Source organism: Mucilaginibacter sp. UYNi724 (assembly GCF_054057495.1).
Genome location: NZ_JBSRZI010000024.1, coordinates 13,206 through 30,008, shown reverse-complemented (window position 1 = coordinate 30,008; position 16,803 = coordinate 13,206). Strand labels below are relative to the sequence as shown.

15 protein-coding genes and 1 pseudogene are annotated in these 16,803 nt (G+C 46.8%); all 16 read left to right on the top strand.

Annotation, left to right across the window (positions count from 1 at the left end; all coding sequences use genetic code 11):
• Positions 1–491 (top strand): annotated as a pseudogene (locus ACVW0P_RS21545) (hypothetical protein); the annotation flags it as partial.
• Positions 488–1,645, top strand: a complete 1,158-nt coding sequence (locus tag ACVW0P_RS21540; RefSeq protein WP_457133890.1) for a plasmid transfer protein — start codon at positions 488–490, stop codon at positions 1,643–1,645. The pseudogene ACVW0P_RS21545 and the gene ACVW0P_RS21540, both read left to right, overlap by 4 nt.
• Positions 1,646–1,716: 71 nt before the next feature.
• The gene (gene traK / locus ACVW0P_RS21535) at positions 1,717–2,331 is read left to right on the top strand and encodes a conjugative transposon protein TraK (protein ID WP_457133889.1); all 615 of its coding nucleotides are present in this window, start codon (positions 1,717–1,719) and stop codon (positions 2,329–2,331) included.
• A complete protein-coding gene (locus tag ACVW0P_RS21530; RefSeq protein ID WP_457133888.1) occupies positions 2,309–2,725 on the top strand; it encodes a hypothetical protein in 417 nt (138 codons plus the stop codon). The genes traK and ACVW0P_RS21530 overlap by 23 nt, the downstream gene beginning before the upstream one ends.
• A 6-nt stretch (positions 2,726–2,731) precedes the next feature.
• Complete coding sequence (gene traM, locus ACVW0P_RS21525; RefSeq protein WP_457133887.1) at positions 2,732–3,877, top strand: conjugative transposon protein TraM; 1,146 nt, start codon at positions 2,732–2,734, stop codon at positions 3,875–3,877.
• A 41-nt stretch (positions 3,878–3,918) separates the two neighbouring features.
• Positions 3,919–4,713 (top strand): DUF4138 domain-containing protein, encoded by a 795-nt coding sequence (locus tag ACVW0P_RS21520; protein ID WP_457133886.1) that lies wholly within the window; start codon positions 3,919–3,921, stop codon positions 4,711–4,713.
• A 6-nt stretch (positions 4,714–4,719) separates the two neighbouring features.
• The gene (locus tag ACVW0P_RS21515; RefSeq protein WP_457133885.1) at positions 4,720–4,935 is read left to right on the top strand and encodes a hypothetical protein; all 216 of its coding nucleotides are present in this window, start codon (positions 4,720–4,722) and stop codon (positions 4,933–4,935) included.
• Position 4,936: 1 nt separating this feature from the next.
• Positions 4,937–10,402, top strand: a complete 5,466-nt coding sequence (locus ACVW0P_RS21510) for a helicase-related protein (protein ID WP_457133884.1) — start codon at positions 4,937–4,939, stop codon at positions 10,400–10,402.
• 96 nt (positions 10,403–10,498) lie between these two features.
• On the top strand, positions 10,499–12,493 hold the full coding sequence (locus tag ACVW0P_RS21505) for a type IV secretion system DNA-binding domain-containing protein (protein ID WP_457133883.1): 1,995 nt from the start codon (positions 10,499–10,501) through the stop codon (positions 12,491–12,493).
• Positions 12,494–12,527: 34 nt separating this feature from the next.
• Positions 12,528–12,905 (top strand): hypothetical protein, encoded by a 378-nt coding sequence (locus ACVW0P_RS21500; protein ID WP_457133882.1) that lies wholly within the window; start codon positions 12,528–12,530, stop codon positions 12,903–12,905.
• On the top strand, positions 12,902–13,330 hold the full coding sequence (locus ACVW0P_RS21495) for a M23 family metallopeptidase (protein ID WP_457133881.1): 429 nt from the start codon (positions 12,902–12,904) through the stop codon (positions 13,328–13,330). Before ACVW0P_RS21500 ends, ACVW0P_RS21495 begins: the two co-directional genes overlap by 4 nt.
• Complete coding sequence (locus tag ACVW0P_RS21490; protein ID WP_457133880.1) at positions 13,323–14,480, top strand: ArdC family protein; 1,158 nt, start codon at positions 13,323–13,325, stop codon at positions 14,478–14,480. The genes ACVW0P_RS21495 and ACVW0P_RS21490 overlap by 8 nt, the downstream gene beginning before the upstream one ends.
• Position 14,481: 1 nt before the next feature.
• The gene (locus ACVW0P_RS21485) at positions 14,482–15,258 is read left to right on the top strand and encodes a DUF4099 domain-containing protein (protein WP_457133879.1); all 777 of its coding nucleotides are present in this window, start codon (positions 14,482–14,484) and stop codon (positions 15,256–15,258) included.
• Positions 15,258–15,851, top strand: coding sequence for a hypothetical protein (locus tag ACVW0P_RS21480; protein WP_457133878.1), 594 nt, complete (start codon positions 15,258–15,260; stop codon positions 15,849–15,851). Before ACVW0P_RS21485 ends, ACVW0P_RS21480 begins: the two co-directional genes overlap by 1 nt.
• On the top strand, positions 15,838–16,293 hold the full coding sequence (locus ACVW0P_RS21475) for a PH domain-containing protein (protein ID WP_457133877.1): 456 nt from the start codon (positions 15,838–15,840) through the stop codon (positions 16,291–16,293). Before ACVW0P_RS21480 ends, ACVW0P_RS21475 begins: the two co-directional genes overlap by 14 nt.
• 52 nt (positions 16,294–16,345) lie before the next feature.
• The gene (locus ACVW0P_RS21470; RefSeq protein WP_457133876.1) at positions 16,346–16,576 is read left to right on the top strand and encodes a hypothetical protein; all 231 of its coding nucleotides are present in this window, start codon (positions 16,346–16,348) and stop codon (positions 16,574–16,576) included.
• Positions 16,577–16,803 lie beyond the last annotated feature (227 nt).

The window sequence follows — 16,803 nt, the reverse complement described above, 5'->3', positions numbered from 1 at the left end:
AACGCTTTTACAGCTCTCGCTGCTATCGTTCGCCAGCTAATTGCCTGGTCAATTTGCCACGGAATCAGGTGGTCAACATCCCCGGAATATCAACCTTATGGCTGCTTTACTACGGTAACGAACTAAAGCCGGTACTTGAAAACTCTATGGTTTCTATCCTCGCAGGCCTATCGCCGCAGGTGACGGAAAAACTGGTTAATGAAGGATTGTACGCCTGGTATAAAAATGCACTTGACCGGCTGAAGGAACGGGTGCAGGGGGCACGTTCAGCAGATATGGACAGAGGATCACGAATACTGGCCTATCATCGCCTGTTAATGGAGTACCGGAAGCTTGCCGGTGTTTGGGCTATCCGAACATCTTCGGCGCAAACTACCCTGGATATGACTAAAAGACAACAGGCTTTGAAAAACGGGCAGGCGCTGGTACCGGTTTGGACACCACATGCCGACGTTGAAATAGCAAACAAAGTTTTACAGCACGTACAATGAAAAAGAAGATTTCTTTAATGCTACTGCTGTCACTGGGTGTGACGGCAGTATTTGCGCAAACGGCCTCAAATCCTGATAACGGCAAAACACTTCAGTTTTTGCAGGGCGATGGTGTTTACGAAACAGGTGTCATGGCTTTTCTTAAAGGCTTGAAATTGTCTATCTGGTCACATTTCGATCTTTTTATTACAGATGCCAAAGCACTATCGGCCATATTTATGATCATCTTTTTTGCGATCAAATCTTACGAGATGATGGTCGGCGACAAAAAGATGGAGATCATGCCCCTGCTCCGGCCTTTCGGCCTGGCGATGGTTATTTTATGGTGGGGTATTTTTGTAAAGGTCATTGCTTTTCCAACAGACCTCGTTACCGTCCGGACGGAAGAAATGTTTAACAGTGAGCAGAATATCGTCAATGATCTGCGGCTGAAAAGGTCTGACCTGATCCTCGCGGTCGCAAACTCCTTATATACCTTTCAGGCGCAGACAGAAGTCGCCGAAAAAGAAAGTGACACCTGGTACGGGCAGGCATGGGACGCGGTCAGCAGTACAGTTAAACAGGGAATAAGTACGGTCGTATCTCCCTTACTGGAACTCAAAAACCGCTTGACTGTAGGATTGCAGCTATTACTTACACAGCTGCTGGAGTTGATGGGGATCTGGATCCTGCGCCTTGCTGTTTACATCATATTCATGCTGCAGATCATTTATTCCAGCATCCTGATCATTCTCGGCCCCTTTGCCGTGGCGGTAAGCATCCTGCCCGCTTTCAGGGATAGCTTCAGCACCTGGATCGCACGCTTTGTTTCCGTGAACCTGTATTCCGGGATCGCTTACCTGATCATGTACCTCACCGGGCTCATGCAGGAATATGCCCTTACCTCAGAGATCAGCAAATACCAGGAATTAGTAGGCAAAGATGGTTTAAGCGCGGATATTGGTAAAATGGCTGTATTTGCCGGTAACGGCATCCTTTCTTTTGGGACGGTGATCATCGTTTTTATTATCGGAGCCATCTGTATGTTTACGGTTCCCAGTATCTCTACCTGGATCATATCCACATCGGGGATCAGCTCTGCCGCTTCAACATTCGGAAGAAGTGCCGGCACCGTAATGAGTGTTGCCCGAAAAGCATCCGGGAGTTTCTTTTAATACGCAGTTAGATTTTATTATTTCCATTTAGGCCGCTACCGTTCATAGCGGCTTTTTTTATTCACATTAAGATGATCATAAAAAACATAGAAGCCAAAATCAGGCTCGCGACCATTGTAGCTGTCGGCAGCCTCCTGACATCGCTGGGTATAGTAGCTATCAATTGCGTATGTGCGTACCGAATGGTATCCAATGCGCAGAAGAGTATTTACCTGCTGGATAATAACGTTCCCATCCTGGCCCGGCAAACCGATATGCAACTCAACCGCCCCGCAGAATACCGCGCCCATGTTGACCTTTTTCACTCCCTTTTCTTCTCCCTTACACCGGATGATAATTACATGGAATATCAAATGAAAAAGGCCATGTACCTGATTGATGAAACGGGGATGCAACAATATAACGACCTGAAAGAAAAGGGGTTTTTCAACTCGATACTTTCATCAAGTTCTGTGCTGACCCTTGAAACAGATTCCATTGCGCTTGATATCCCCAAACGATATTTCAGGTACTACGGTAAACTGAAGATCGACCGCCGAAGTTCGACGGTGGTGCGCTCGCTGATCACCGAAGGTTATCTCAAAGATATCCCCCGAAGCGACAATAACCCGCATGGTGTACTGATCACCGGATGGAAGACACTGGAAAATAAAGACCTTGAAGATGTGGAGAAAAATACATTCTAACCGCGATCCAAGGGATACGCTGTTCAGTGAGATCAAAAAAGAATTTCAGCCTTACTTTACGAAAGCAGCCGGACGTTTCCGCTTGGCCGCTACTAACTACCCCCGCTTGTTTTTTGGAGGAATGATCGTCGCGTTACTCATTTCCATTGCGCTCTCCTTTACGGTTTTCCGTCAATCCGAAAAGGTGGTAGCCGTTATGGTAAAACCCCACGGCAACCCGGCAACAGACGGCTTTGAACAGATTATGCAGGCAACCGGAAAACTGCGGGAAACCATCAGGCTAAAGCGCCTTGTCGATAGCTTAACCGCCAAAAAGCAGTTGTCCAATGCGGATACACTCCTGCTGGACAGCGCGCTCGACCGCCTGCAACAGATCCATCACACCCTTAAATAAATCATCATGAAAATCAATTTTAAACAGCCTAAATATGTGCTGCCGGCACTCGCTTTGCCATTTTTGTGCCTTTTCTTTTATGCTTGGCACAGCGGATTCTCCAAACCTAAGCCCGACATAAAGCAGGAAGCCGGCTTAAACGGAAACGTAGGGAATGTATCTGCAGATGTGCGTAAAAAAAACCTGGCCGGTAAGCTGGATGCGTACCGTAACACCTACAAAGAGGCCAACGGCTATTCTGCTGTTAACGTCATTCCCAAGGAAGTATCCAGCAATGCTGCTTTCCAGGATCGGTATAGCAGTAAGGAAAAACAAACCCTTGATTCTATCGACCGGGCGATGAAGGCAAAATATAATCTGCCCCAGCCCGAAAGTCATGACCGGGCAATAGCGCGTGCCCTACCTGCCTTGGTACGCCAACAAAAACAAAGAGCGGTGCCATCCGAGCCGAAAGAAAAAGACCCGATGGAGGTTTTCAAACAGCAGATGGCTTATATGGACAGCATCAACAAACAAAATGATCCTGCCTACAAAGCGGAGCAACTTAAAAAGCAGGCTGCAGATAAAGCTGCTTTCCAAAAAGCTAACGAGTTGAAACTTAAAGTGTCTAAGGCAGATGCTTCTTCTGCTGACTTCAACACCGTAAAACCACCGGGTGAGGATAAATTCATCACGGCCGTAATAGATGAGAATGCGACAGGATACGCCGGTTCCCGGTTACGGTTGAAACTATTGGAAGATATCAGGGCAGGTAATAACCTCATTAAAAAAGGCACTTATATTTTTGCGCAGATCAGCGGCTTTTCAGAGCAGCGCGTAACCCTCTCCATCAATACCATTTTATCTGAGGGGAAAATACTGCCTGTTAAACTGGATATCTATGACCTGGACGGGATGCCGGGCCTGTATGTCCCTTCCTCCGCGTTCCGGGAATTTACCAGGGACCTCGGCAGTAATGCGGTTCAGGGTGTGACCATTGATGGTAATTCCACAGGCAACCAGTTTATCATGAGTTCTGTAGATAAAATATTTCAATCTACTTCTTCCGCCATTGCCGGGCTCATCCGCAAAAACAAGGCAAAAATGAAATACAATTCTTTTATCTACCTGATTGACAGCGATGCCTTGCAAAACACGCAGAAATCCTATTAAGGCTGCATATCACTCATTTTCTTAAATCAAAAATTCTCTTCATGAAAAAGTTATTAATCTACGTGGCGATGCTGATCGCCCCAGCCGTTTATGCGCAACAAGATCTGCCGGTGGTGTACCTGCCTGCAAACCTGACCATTCATTTCGTATCGCCGGAACCCATCCAGTACGTGGATATTTCCAGCAAGCAACTGACCGGCGACCTGCCCCTTAAAAATGTGTTCCGCATTCGTTTGAAAGATTCCTTATCAAAATTTGAGGATGCTGTTCTGACCATCGCAGGTGAAAAGTTTATTGCGCAATATCACCTGGTACCGGGTAACGGTATTACCTCTACAGAAATAAACATTGCACCTGCCGACACGCGACCATTGGATATTGCCGGGATCGGCTTTTCACAGAATCAACTCAAAGCTATGGCTTTAAACCTTGTCGCCCGAAAGCCGGACAAACACATGGAAAAGGTAAAGGCGTTCGGGATAGAAGGAAAATTGAACCATATCTATACGATGGGCGACTACCTCTTTCTCGATATCGGTTACCGTAACAAAACCAACCTGAAATATGACATTTCAGATATGCGGTTTAAAATCGATGATAAAAAAGTCACTAAAGCCGCCAACGCTCAAACGGTGGAACTTCATCCGGAGTATATCCTGTTTGATATCCCTGCTTTTGCCAGAACCTACCGGAACATCTTCGTATTCAAAAAGATGAGTTTCCCCGGGAACAAGGTACTGCTGGTGGAAATGAGCGAAAAGCAAATATCGGGGCGCGTAATGGCCCTGAAAATCTCTTACCAGGATATCCTGGATGCGGATACCCTACCTAACTGATTGCTTATGACAACCCTGATGGCCTATGACTACGTGAGGCTGATCCTGGAGGAAGAATTCCTCGCGGCCTACCTGCGCTTTATCAATCTCGGCATACTGCATTACGAGCTCACCAATATCATCGAGGTATGCGCACCCCTGCTGAAAGGGTTGGACGAGGACGACAGGTTCCTCAAATATGAGGTAATAGGAACGATAGCAAATTATTTAGAGGAGGTATGAAATGGCATTTAACAGCAGTAAAAAACTGGCCGGTAATATCTCCGCCATCGGTATCGCCCTGAATTACATTGGACAGCAATTATCTGAAAATGAAGTAAAGATCTTAAGGAACTATGCCGGTTTCGGCGGCATTAAAGCGGTGCTGTTTCCGGCAGGCAAGGAGGACGACTGGCAGCAATTTGATATATCACAGGCCGACCTCAAGCTTTGGCCGCAGGTGATGCAGCTCCATGAGCTGCTTCGAGAAAAGCTTTCGGAAAAGGATTACAAACGCGCGTTTGATTCACTGATCAACAGTGTCAATACAGCATTTTACACACCGGAATTTATCCCGGATGCGATTTATAAGGCACTCACTGAGAACAGTGTTTTTCCGCGCAGGCTTTATGAAACCAGTGCAGGGGCGGGCGTTTTTGTTACCGGAGCTGTCAATGCGTTTCCAAACCTGGAAGCAGTAACCGCGGTCGAGAAAGACATCCTCACCGGTAAGATATTGACCGTACTGGGCCAGTCCATCAGTAATAAGATAACAGTTCAGGTAAAAGGGCTGGAAGAAACCGCCCCGAATGAAAAAGCGCAATCCGACCTGGTGATCAGTAATATTCCCTTCGGTAATTTTTCCGTACACGACCCTGCATTTAACAGCAGCGGGATCTCATCCCCGATACATAACTACTTTTTTGCCAAGGGGCTGGATAAGCTGGCAGATGGCGGCTTACTGGCTTACCTGGTAACCGACGGATTTTTGAATACCCCGTCTAACGATACTGCCCGTAAATACTTGTTTACTTCAGCGGATCTGGTCAGTGTATCGGTATTGCCCGCTAACCTGATGAAAGAAAATGCCAACGTGGAAGTCGGTACGCATCTCATTATCGTACAGAAAAACGACGCTAAGGAAACATTGACCGAAGCGGAAAGCCAGCTGATCGGTACGATCGAGCAAGCCGGCAGTAAGGGTAAGTATCATATCAATGCCTACCTGCTGAACCATCCCGAACTCGCCTTGGGCGATGAGGTCATTGAAGATACCAATGCTTACGGACAGGCTAACCTCACCATCTGGCACAATGGGGATATGGCTGATATTGCCAGGGAACTGCAATTGCAGGTTTACCGGGGTTTTCATGAAAACTTCGATCATGTCAAATGGCAAGCCATTAGCTTCAGCCGGCAGCAATCAGCGGGTCGAAAGTTTACTTTTTTACCTGTACCTGAAGTAACTGATAGTAACGCGGTAGGACAGTTGGGTTTGTTTGATGCGCCTCCTGTAGCGAATAACAACAAGGCCCAGTCTTATCTGGACGATAATGACCGGTTCACCATAGACGGCAGTACCGCCCGACTGATCAGCACCATAAGAACAACAGCCAAACCGTCGCACGACAGCATCATTATGCTTACCGCCCGAGCAAAAGCCAGTAACCGCTACCTTTATAAATTATACAGTAACGTAGCGGAGATCTCCGTATCTGCAAAATGGCTCACCGGGCAATCCTTAGGTAATGAATTAGATGTACTGGCCGCCAAGCTTAAATACTTTGCGTACGATTTTCGCTATGAAGGCGATACCAGCCTGGAACCTTCATTTAAGATCTCTCCTGACCGCCCCAAGGCCTTTACCGATCTGAAGCCGTTTTATGAAAAAGGCACATTGGTGCTTTTTGAAGGCCGTGCCGGGTTGATCGCGGAACCCAATAACGGCGAAGCGGAATTTAAGCCGCTGGATGTTCAGGATAACCCGACTTTTTACCGTAATTATATTTTGTTGCGGGACACCTATCTGCAACTTTCAGTTTTGGAAGCGGAAAATAAAGTTCAGTACCCGGAACTGCGTAAAGCCCTTAACCAGCACTATGACACCTTTATTGAAAAAAACGGTGAGCTGAACAGGGCCTTTAACCGTTCCCGTATCCTTTCGGATGCTGCTTTTGGCTTTAAGATAATTGCTTCACTGGAGTTAAAGGAGAACGACAAGTTCGTACGCTCGGATATCTTTGACGGCCCGGTATTTCCACAGGAAGCTGCTTTCAAAACAACAGATCCGGCGGATGCCCTGGCCCGTTGCCTGAATGATCTGGGCAGGGTCGATTTAGATTTGATCACTGAGATAACAGGTTTATCCGAAGCGGATGTCATTTACCAACTGGAAAAGCAGATCCTGTTTAATCCCGAGCGTAACTGTTGGGAAACCACCGATAATTATTTATCGGGGAATGTGGTTGCCAAATTGCAGGTCGCGGAGCAGGCGGTAAAAGATGAGCCGGAGAACTTTCAGCTATTACGAAGTTTGACGGCTATCCGCAGGGTACAGCCGGATAAGATACCCTTTGAACTGCTGGATTTCAATCTCGGGGAGCGCTGGCTCCCGGTCACTTATTATGAGCGTTTTGCAACTGACCTGTTTAAGCTGGATACGGAGATCAACTATTTCCCATCGATAGATACCTTTAAAGTTACCTACGGAAAAGGCAATACCACCACCGATGAGGAATTCGCGGTAGTGCCGAAACAAAGTGACAAGCTGACCGGCCGCACCTTACTGGAACACGCGCTGGAAAATACGGCACCGCATATTACTTATCCCGTCGAGATCGACGGCAAAATCAAACGTTACCCTGATACCGAAGCCATACAGTCGGCTCACCGGAAGATCGAAAGTATCCGTGACCGTTACACGGAATGGTTGCGCGAACTTCCCCCGGAGGATAAGCAGCGGATAGAAAAGTTATATAATGACACCTTTAACTGCTATGTGCTCCGCGAATACGACGGGAGCCACCTGAAATTCCCGGGGCTTGACCTCGAAGGATTGGATATACCGGACCTTTACAGCTCGCAAAAAGACGCCGCCTGGCGCATCATTCAGAACCGGGGCGCATTGGTTGACCATGAAGTAGGCCTGGGTAAAACGTTGACCATGATCGTTGCAGCCGTTGAAATGAAACGGCTGGGTATCATTCATAAACCGATGATCCTCGCTTTAAAAGCGAACGTCAGCGCCATCAGGGATACATTCCGTTTAGCTTATCCGAACGCGCGGATACTGGCACCGGGTGAAAATGATTACCTGCCAGCCCGCCGCCAGCGGCTGTTTCATGAGATCAAAAATAATAACTGGGATTGTGTTATCCTGACGCATGACCAGTTTGGCATGATCCCGCAGTCGCCCGAAATACAGCGGGAGATATTTCAAACGGAACTGGACAATGTGACCCGTGACCTGCATACGCTGGGCACATTAGGGGTAGCCATCAATAAGTCCATGCTCAAAGGCCTGGAGATCCGTAAGAATAATCTGAACGTACAACTCAACGCTGTGCTCTACGCGATAGATAACCGGAAAGATACCGGCATCAACTTTCAGGAAATGGAAGTCGATCACCTGTTTATAGATGAGTCCCACAAGTTCAAGAACCTCACGTTTACCACAAGGCATAACCGCGTGGCCGGGCTGGGGAATATGGCGGGCAGTCAGAAAGCCCTGAACATGCTTTTTGCCATAAGGACATTGCAGGAGAAGTTCAACGCCGACCTCTGCGTGACCTTTCTTTCCGGTACGCCGATCTCCAATAGCCTCACAGAAATGTACCTGATCTTTAAGTACCTTCGCCCTCATGAAATGGAACGGCAGCAGATCAGCAACTTTGATGCCTGGGCGGCAGTGTATGCGCGTAAAACGGTTGATTTTGAGTTCAGCGTAACCAATGAGATCCGGGCAAAAGAACGCTTCCGCTACTTTATTAAAGTGCCTGAACTGGCCCGGTTTTATAACGAGATAACCGATTATAAAACGGCAGTTCATATCAGCCTGGATAAACCGGTCATTGATGAGGTGCTGGTCAATATCCCGCCAACGCCGGAACAACAGGACTTTACCCGGCGGCTGATGAAGTTTGCTAAAACCGGGGATGCCACGCTGATCGGCAGGCAGCCGCTGACCGCGACTGAAGACCTTGGACGGATGCTGATCGCCACCAACTACGCAAAAAAAATGGCAGTGGATATGCGGCTGATCAGTGATAGCCGCTATGGCGACCATCCCGGTAACAAGGTTAGTATCTGCGCCAGTAACGTGGCCATGGAATACCGCCAAAGTACCGAACATAAGGGTACGCAGATCATATTCAGTGATATCGGGACACCCAAACCTGATAGCTTTAACATCTATGACGCGCTGAAGGATAAGCTGGTGAACGACTTTGACATCCCCGCCGCGGAGATCACTTTTATCCATAACTGGACGGACAGGCAAAAGCCTGAACTGTTCCGTAAAATGAATGCCGGATCGATCCGTGTACTTATTGGAAGTACCGAAAAAGCCGGTACGGGCCTGAATGTGCAACAGCGCGTAGTGGCTATGCACCACCTGGATATCCCCTGGAAACCATCCGAACTGGAACAACGGGATGGCCGCGGCGCAAGGCAGGGTAACTGGTTGGCAAAAATGTTTTTTGGCAACAAAGTCAGGAACTATATCTATGCGGTAGAGCAGTCGCTGGACAACTACAAGTTCAATCTGTTAAAGAACAAACAGACGTTTATCAGTCAAATGAAGAAAAGTGAGCTGAGTGTCCGCACTTTGGATGAAGGCACCATGGATGAACAGAGCGGCATGAATTTCTCTGAATATATCGCTATCCTTTCCGGTGATACCTCCCTGCTGGAAAAAACAAAAGTGGAAAAGAAGGTAGCTGAATTAGAGGGTAATAAATCCTCCCATTTTAAAGATGTGGCGCGGAGCCGTTACTTATTGGAAGACACGGAGCAAAAAAAAGCTCGAACCGCTTCTACGCTTGAAAAGCTTATATCCGATGAAGCAGCCTATCTTAAAGTACTGCGGCAGGATGCAAAAGGGAATAAGCTGAATCCCGTAATAATGCCGGATAAAACAGAAGCTGACCCGGTAGCCATAGGCAAAAAGGTTATTGACTTCTACAAAAATTGGAAACCTGGAACCGCGGATGATTCAACTTATAAATTCGGCGAATTGTATGGGTTTAGCCTTTATGTAAACCGGCAATTGGCTTGGGTTCAAACCGAACAGGGTAGTAAATATGAGTATGTGAGCAGCCTGTATGCGGAAAGCGATGCTACTGGTATTAAGTATATGCGTAATAATGGCATCCCGAATACCGATAATCCTAAAACTGCCGCCAGATACTTTTTGAACGCTATCGATAATGTCAGTTCCCTGATGATCAAATACCGGGATAAATTGACAGCGCTGGAAAAGGAAATACCGGTTATTCGTGAACTGACCCAAAAGCCGTTTGAGCAGGAAGCAAAGCTGGTAGCCTTAAAAATTGAACTGGCAAATCTGGAACAGGAGATCAGCCGGAAGATCGCTGAAAAGCAGCAGGAAGCGGAACCGGAAGAGACACTCGATCATTCGGAAAACCTGCGACCGCTACGCTTACCGGCTTTCGGGCAGCGGGATTACCCGGCAAACGGTTTCGGACGCTGACCTTCTTCTTCGTCAGCTTTTAAATAGCTGATAAAACCATTATTTATGGAAGAAAGCGAAGCGCTCCTTCCATTCCATTAAAAAACCAAACAACTTATGGAAGAAACACGGGAACAGCAGAAGCTGCATGGCTTCCTGCAATGTGGTATTTATATTTCTATACTCTTAGAAGCCGCGATCTTCGTCTATCACAACGCCCCGTTCTGGGGCGTTTTTTTTACCCCGCTGGACAAGCTTGCGCATATCGTGATTTACAGCAAGCTCATCTACAGCAAGCTGGCCACATTTACATTGATCTGCCTGGTAAGTGTAGGAACCCTGTCAAAAAAGGAAACAGATCTCGATCCTCAAAAACACATCATTTACCCCTTAGTTTTCGGTTTGCTGTTGTTTTTCGGAAGCATCGCCTGCCGGGGCAGGGCTTCACCCATCGCGTGCGCATACACGAGATGGTATGATTTGATCTACATGATTTGCTCTTTCATCGGAGCCATGCTGGTCAGCCTGTCTATGGACAATATCTCTAAAATGATTAAGTCCGGGCTCGGGAAGGATAAGTGGAATACCGAAGCGGAAAGCTTTATGCAACCCGTTAAAAAGGTGGAAACCCCTTATTCGGTCAATATCCCTATGCTTTTTTATCATGAACGCAAAGTGCGGCAGGGATGGATCAATATCTGTAATGTGTTTCGTGGTACTATTGTAATAGGTACCCCAGGATCTGGTAAAAGCTTTTCCGTCGTTAACCCTTTTATCAGGCAGCTGATCGCCAAGGAGTTCGCTGTTTGCCTCTATGATTTCAAGTTCCCTGACTTAGGACAGATCGCTTACTACCACTATCTGAAAGCTAAGCAGGAAGGTAAAATGAAAGGTTATGCTTTTCATGTGCTCAACCTGAACGACCCTGAAAACAGCCGGCGCATCAACCCCTGGCGGGCAGATTATATACGCTCGTTGGCAGATGCGGCAGAAACAGCGGAAGGACTGGTAGAAGCGCTGAAAAAAGGTGACCGTTCCGGCGGAAGCGATCAATTTTTTACTCAGTCGGCTATCAACTTCCTGGCCTCCTGCATTTACTTTCTCAGCAAATATGCCAACGGCAAATATTCCAGCCTGCCCCATGTACTCGCTTTGCTTAACTGTACTTACGAGGAAATATTTAATGTGCTGGTATCCGAGCCGGAACTGCGTTCCCTGCTCTCTCCCTTCATGAGCGCCTACCAGGCCAAAGCTTTTGACCAGCTCGAAGGACAGGTGGGAACGCTGAAGATCTTTATCAGCCGCCTATCCACCAAAGAAACTTTTTGGGTGTTTTCCGGTGACGATTTTAACCTGAAGATATCGGATAAAAACACACCCGGCATACTCGTCTTGGCGAATGACCCCAATACGCAGAATATAAATTCGGCCTGCTATTCTATTGTGATCAACCGGCTGACGAAACTGATCAACACCAAAGGCAACCTGCCTTCAGCGCTCATTATTGACGAGGTGCCCACCTTGTTTGTACACAAAGTGGAAAACCTGATCGCTACAGCCAGGAGTAATAAGGTAGCGGTACTGATGGGGTTACAGGAATTGCCGCAGTTCAACCAGCAATACGGAAAGGATACCGCTGCAACCATCACTTCTGTTATCGGTAACGTGCTGTCCGGTTCTGTGCGCAACAAAGAAACCCTGGAGTGGCTCGAACGCATCCTGGGTAAATCCAAGCAGATCGGCGAGGGACTTTCCATCGACCGTAATAAAACCTCTACATCTCTTAACGAAAAACTGGAGGTGCTCATTCCTGCGGGCAAAATAGCCTCTCTCAACGCGGGCGAAATGGTCGGCGTTATCGCCGCAGATGCGCAGGAGAAATTTACAGGGCAATTTGAAACATCCGCTGTCAACTGTAGGATCAACCTGGATATGGCAGCGATCTCGGGGGAGGAAAAGAATTACCGGCCGCTACCCGCTTTCTACGATTTTAACGGGCAGCGGGATGAAAGACTAAGGCAGAACTTCAATAAGATCAGCCAGGAAGTACAGGATCTGGTGCTCCAATTCCGTTCGCTGCCATCCAATTCACCAAAAGCAAAAACCAAATAAAATGAAAAATGAAAGTTTAAACGGCACGCTGGTTATGGTCAGCCCTGATCTAAAAAACGATCCTGCACAAGGACAGGGGAAGATCGCGCTGGTAAATTATGAAAGCCTGCATGATAAAGAGATCTATGTGGCCTTTGACAATGGGCAGGAAGCCATTTACCATCCCGACGCACTGCTTCGCCTGAAAGGTAAAGAAGACATACTTGCTGAACTCCTGGATAATGGTTCGGAAATACGCGGTGACGACTATAAAGATTTGTATAAAATCACGATGCTCCAGGATAGGGGGACTGGCAAAGCGGAATGGCAGGCACTGGAAATTGTACAGCAGAATCAACGCATAAGCAACACGGCATTGGAACCGGTGAAGCCGGGCCAGGCCATAGCACTTCAAAAATCCTATTCCAGATGAAAATACTGATCAGCTTCTGCATGATCTGCCTGCCCCTTAAAAATCTGTATATCACCTCCTCATTTGGCTATCGCAGGCACCCCCTGACCGGGAACTATACTTTTCATAACGGCATCGATTTCCGGGCAAGATCAGATACGGTTTATGCCATCATGGATGGTGCGGTCAGCAACGCAAGCTATGATAGCTTGCTTGGGGTCAGTATCACTTTAAACCACCAGGAAGTGACCGCTGTTTACGGCCATCTGAGCCAGCTGTTCATAACGCCCGGTGAACTTATAAAAGCCGGTCAGGCTATCGGCATTACCGGTGGAACAGGCAGGGTCACAGGTGAACACCTGCATTTTAGCATCCGCATTAAACAACAGTACATCGACCCGATGGACTTTTTCTATCAAAATTTAATTAACAGAAATCATGAGTAAAAACTTCAAACCACTGCACGAACAGATTGCAAACAAACTGATCGCGGAGCTACAGGCAGAAACATCACCATTCCAGAAACCATGGACGGACAGTGATGCGCCTGCCTTTACCATTCCGGTCAATCCAACGACCAACAAAAACTATAGGGGCATGAACTCTTTGTGGCTATCCATGCAAGGCCATACCGATCCCCGGTGGATGACACTCAAACAAGCCGGCTATGCCGGCTATGAAGTGGAAAAAGGCGCTAAAGCTACCCTCATCAATTTTGTTAAAAGAACAAATATTGAGGCGATGCGTGATGTGGATGGTAACAAGATACTGGATGAGCAGGGTAAAACACAAACCCGTACCACACAATATGAAAAGCCTGTCATTACCAATGCCTGGGTATTTAACGCGGAACAGATCAAAGGAATCCCGCCACTGGCAGAATACCTGAAAGAAAAACAGGGTGAGCAGACCTGGAGCCCGGTTGAACGGGCTGAACAATTGATCAGCGACAGCAAAGCGGATATTATTCATGGGGGAAACGAAGCGTACTATAATAAAGCCAGTGATCAGATCCGCTTACCGCTGAAAGAGCAGTTCGAAAATGAAACCAAATACTACGCTGTAGCCCTTCACGAGATCGGCCACTGGACAGGCCATCAAACACGGCTGGATCGTCCGATGGAAGGCCGTTTCGGTTCTGAAGCCTACGCCCGCGAGGAGTTGCGTGCGGAAATTGCTTCCCTGATGCTGGGAAGCGAACTGAAGATCGGTCACAATTTCGGACAGCACGCGGCTTATGTAAATAACTGGATAAAGATCCTGAAAGATGAGCCTTTTGAACTTTTCCGTGCTTCTGCGGATGCCCAGAAAATATTTGATTATGTGTTGGATATCGGGCAGAAAATAGCACTGAAGGAGGAACGGCCACAGAACCAAACCCTAAAAAAGGGCGATGAGATCGCTTATAATAATAACGTGTACAAAGTGCTGGATAAAAAAGGCAAGACCTTCACGGTAGAAGATATGGAAGGCGGTAAAACCAAGGTCAGCCCCACCGACGGCCTTTTCAAATCGTTGGTACAGGCAAAAAATAATCCTGCGGAGCAACAGCTCATGGTGCAGGAAGACGAAGTTTCACATAGCATAGGAAGATAATATGAACCTGATCAGCTTTAAAGAAAATGATCTCCCTTTCCGGGAATTGGAGACCATCGGACTGGCAGCAGGCGGCCAGCTTTTATTGAACGTGAATGACCTGAAAGCCCTGCTTTCAGGACGCAGGACGGGTTTGATGCACTTAGAAAACCTGGAAGCAGAAGGCATACAGATCAAGGCCATTGATGCTAAAGTATCCCTACGGCAAAATGAACAGGGTAAAACAGATCTCTTGATCCATCCTATCTATAGAAAACCGGACACACCGGATTTTTTGGATGATAACGAAGCGCAGCAACTGGAAAAAGGAGAGGTCGAGAACTTCTTGAAAACAACGACGGATAATAAAGGCAACAAAAATGAGATCCTGGTGGAATATGATTCGGAAACCCGCGAGTTTATCGTTTCCGACACCGAAAAGATCATGGCACCTGATATGGTAAATAATGAATTCCTCACCCTTGCCCAGAAAGAAAAGTACCGCAAAGGCAAGGAGGTCGAACTGGCCGACAGGACTAAATTCAATTATTCCGGCACGGACCTGAATGGCATCCGGTCCAACAAGCTGGCCTTGATCGCTTCTATCGTCATTGACGGGGGGCTTTCTTATATGGTTTATAAAGGGCTGAATGCGCTCTTCGGTGAAAAGCGCGACGCAAAGGAAGCCGGTTCTTTAAGTCAGGGATACTACAACGCCGTAGCTGATATGGAAGACGAGCGGCCTGTGGTGACCAACGATCACATCCGATTTGATAGTAAAAGCCGTGTCTCGCGGTAATGAATGCAATTTTAAATGAGCTTGGAGTTTCCGAAGAACTCCAGGCTTTTTTTCAGGTAACCGACCTCGTGTTCCATTATGGGAACGATATGGAATGCTTCCATAATGAATTTCACCGGGTTCCCGCTACTTCAAATTTATGGATAGCAGGTAATGACCTCACCCATGAGGTGGTCATTACCTATAGCGCAATGGAGGCAATCGCCTATTTAACATTGAACCGCCACCGCTATTCCCGGATTGACACCCTAACATTTGTTGCCGTCGGCAACCTCCCCCACGACAGCCAATTACAATGGATGCGCTCCGCCTGGCTGAAAAAAAAATTTACTCTTGTATTCGGTAACGACCTTTTAGGAAGATTAGCCGACATTAAGGTAGCTGCCGGATTGGCTGGACGCCATATCCGGCTGTTCCTGAATACCCCCGGTATTCGCATAGAAACCGAAAACAGCCATCATGAATTTGCAGCGGATAGTATCTCGCTCCATGTTTTTGAGAAAGCCTTCGGTATCCGCTCCGGGGCCCGCACACATAAGCCTCGCCAGTTTGACAACTTTTTAGATCAATTAAAACACCATGGAAAACAATGAAATTTTATTAAAACCGGCAATGAGCTTTGCCGTTCTCAAGATTCTGCCAATTATCTTTTTAGCCCTCATCTTTTTACTGCTTGCCTGGTACCTTTCCCCCTTGTTTGTTTTTTTCAGCATCGGGACACTGGCTGCGGGCTGGTACCGCTTGCTGTATATCCGGAAAAGCATTTACCTCATCACCCCGGAAGTCGTCAGGGTCAGCCGGGGTATATTCTTTAAAAGAACGGATATGCTGGAAATATACCGCGTTAAAGATTACGTCATTACCCAATCTTTTGTCCTTCAGATTTTGGGCTTGATGAATATTACATTGAAAAGCACAGATGCCGAAAATCCTATAATTTGGATGGTTGGCATACCCGAGTCAGACATTATTGACAGAATCCGGGAGTACGTACAGGAGGCACGTAAACACAATCGGATCTATGAAATTAACTGAATAAAAACTTTGATTTTACTAATTTAATTAGTATATTTAGGTGTTAAACATCATGAAAACAATTGTCTATTTTATAGTTTCCTGCTTCATTTCAACCTTTGCTTTTTGGGGCGCATTGGTCGCGACAAACCCCTTTCCGCTTTATGGGGTGGGTTTCGGCATCTGGGTGCTCTTTATTTGGGGTTATAATCAGCGATCAAAAAAAGAAGCGGACAAACGCTTCCAGGAACGAATGTTCCGGGACTTTATGCGATCTAAAAATCGTAATACGCATCGCTGGTAATTATTAATGATATCATATTTTTTTGTATGTTACGCCCATTAAAATCGTGGGCAACCCGCCCACTTTTGTGATAAGGTTTAGGTTAAAATTCCCAGGCGGCGAGCGCTCTGGGGATTTTTATTTCATCAGATTTGTATAAAAACTTAACCATTTTATATTCTATTTTGCATGAATTTTAAATTAAATATCTTACATTTTATAATATTTATATACCTTTGATCTAATTA

Bases quoted from the DNA above. Each gene is read 5' to 3' on its own strand.
- ACVW0P_RS21540 (WP_457133890.1), top strand. From the start codon at position 488: ATGAAAAAGAAGATTTCTTTAATGCTACTGCTGTCACTGGGTGTGACG.
- traK (WP_457133889.1), top strand. From the start codon at position 1,717: ATGATCATAAAAAACATAGAAGCCAAAATCAGGCTCGCGACCATTGTA.
- ACVW0P_RS21530 (WP_457133888.1), top strand. From the start codon at position 2,309: ATGTGGAGAAAAATACATTCTAACCGCGATCCAAGGGATACGCTGTTC.
- traM (WP_457133887.1), top strand. From the start codon at position 2,732: ATGAAAATCAATTTTAAACAGCCTAAATATGTGCTGCCGGCACTCGCT.
- ACVW0P_RS21520 (WP_457133886.1), top strand. From the start codon at position 3,919: ATGAAAAAGTTATTAATCTACGTGGCGATGCTGATCGCCCCAGCCGTT.
- ACVW0P_RS21515 (WP_457133885.1), top strand. From the start codon at position 4,720: ATGACAACCCTGATGGCCTATGACTACGTGAGGCTGATCCTGGAGGAA.
- ACVW0P_RS21510 (WP_457133884.1), top strand. From the start codon at position 4,937: ATGGCATTTAACAGCAGTAAAAAACTGGCCGGTAATATCTCCGCCATC.
- ACVW0P_RS21505 (WP_457133883.1), top strand. From the start codon at position 10,499: ATGGAAGAAACACGGGAACAGCAGAAGCTGCATGGCTTCCTGCAATGT.
- ACVW0P_RS21500 (WP_457133882.1), top strand. From the start codon at position 12,528: ATGGTCAGCCCTGATCTAAAAAACGATCCTGCACAAGGACAGGGGAAG.
- ACVW0P_RS21495 (WP_457133881.1), top strand. From the start codon at position 12,902: ATGAAAATACTGATCAGCTTCTGCATGATCTGCCTGCCCCTTAAAAAT.
- ACVW0P_RS21490 (WP_457133880.1), top strand. From the start codon at position 13,323: ATGAGTAAAAACTTCAAACCACTGCACGAACAGATTGCAAACAAACTG.
- ACVW0P_RS21485 (WP_457133879.1), top strand. From the start codon at position 14,482: ATGAACCTGATCAGCTTTAAAGAAAATGATCTCCCTTTCCGGGAATTG.
- ACVW0P_RS21480 (WP_457133878.1), top strand. From the start codon at position 15,258: ATGAATGCAATTTTAAATGAGCTTGGAGTTTCCGAAGAACTCCAGGCT.
- ACVW0P_RS21475 (WP_457133877.1), top strand. From the start codon at position 15,838: ATGGAAAACAATGAAATTTTATTAAAACCGGCAATGAGCTTTGCCGTT.
- ACVW0P_RS21470 (WP_457133876.1), top strand. From the start codon at position 16,346: ATGAAAACAATTGTCTATTTTATAGTTTCCTGCTTCATTTCAACCTTT.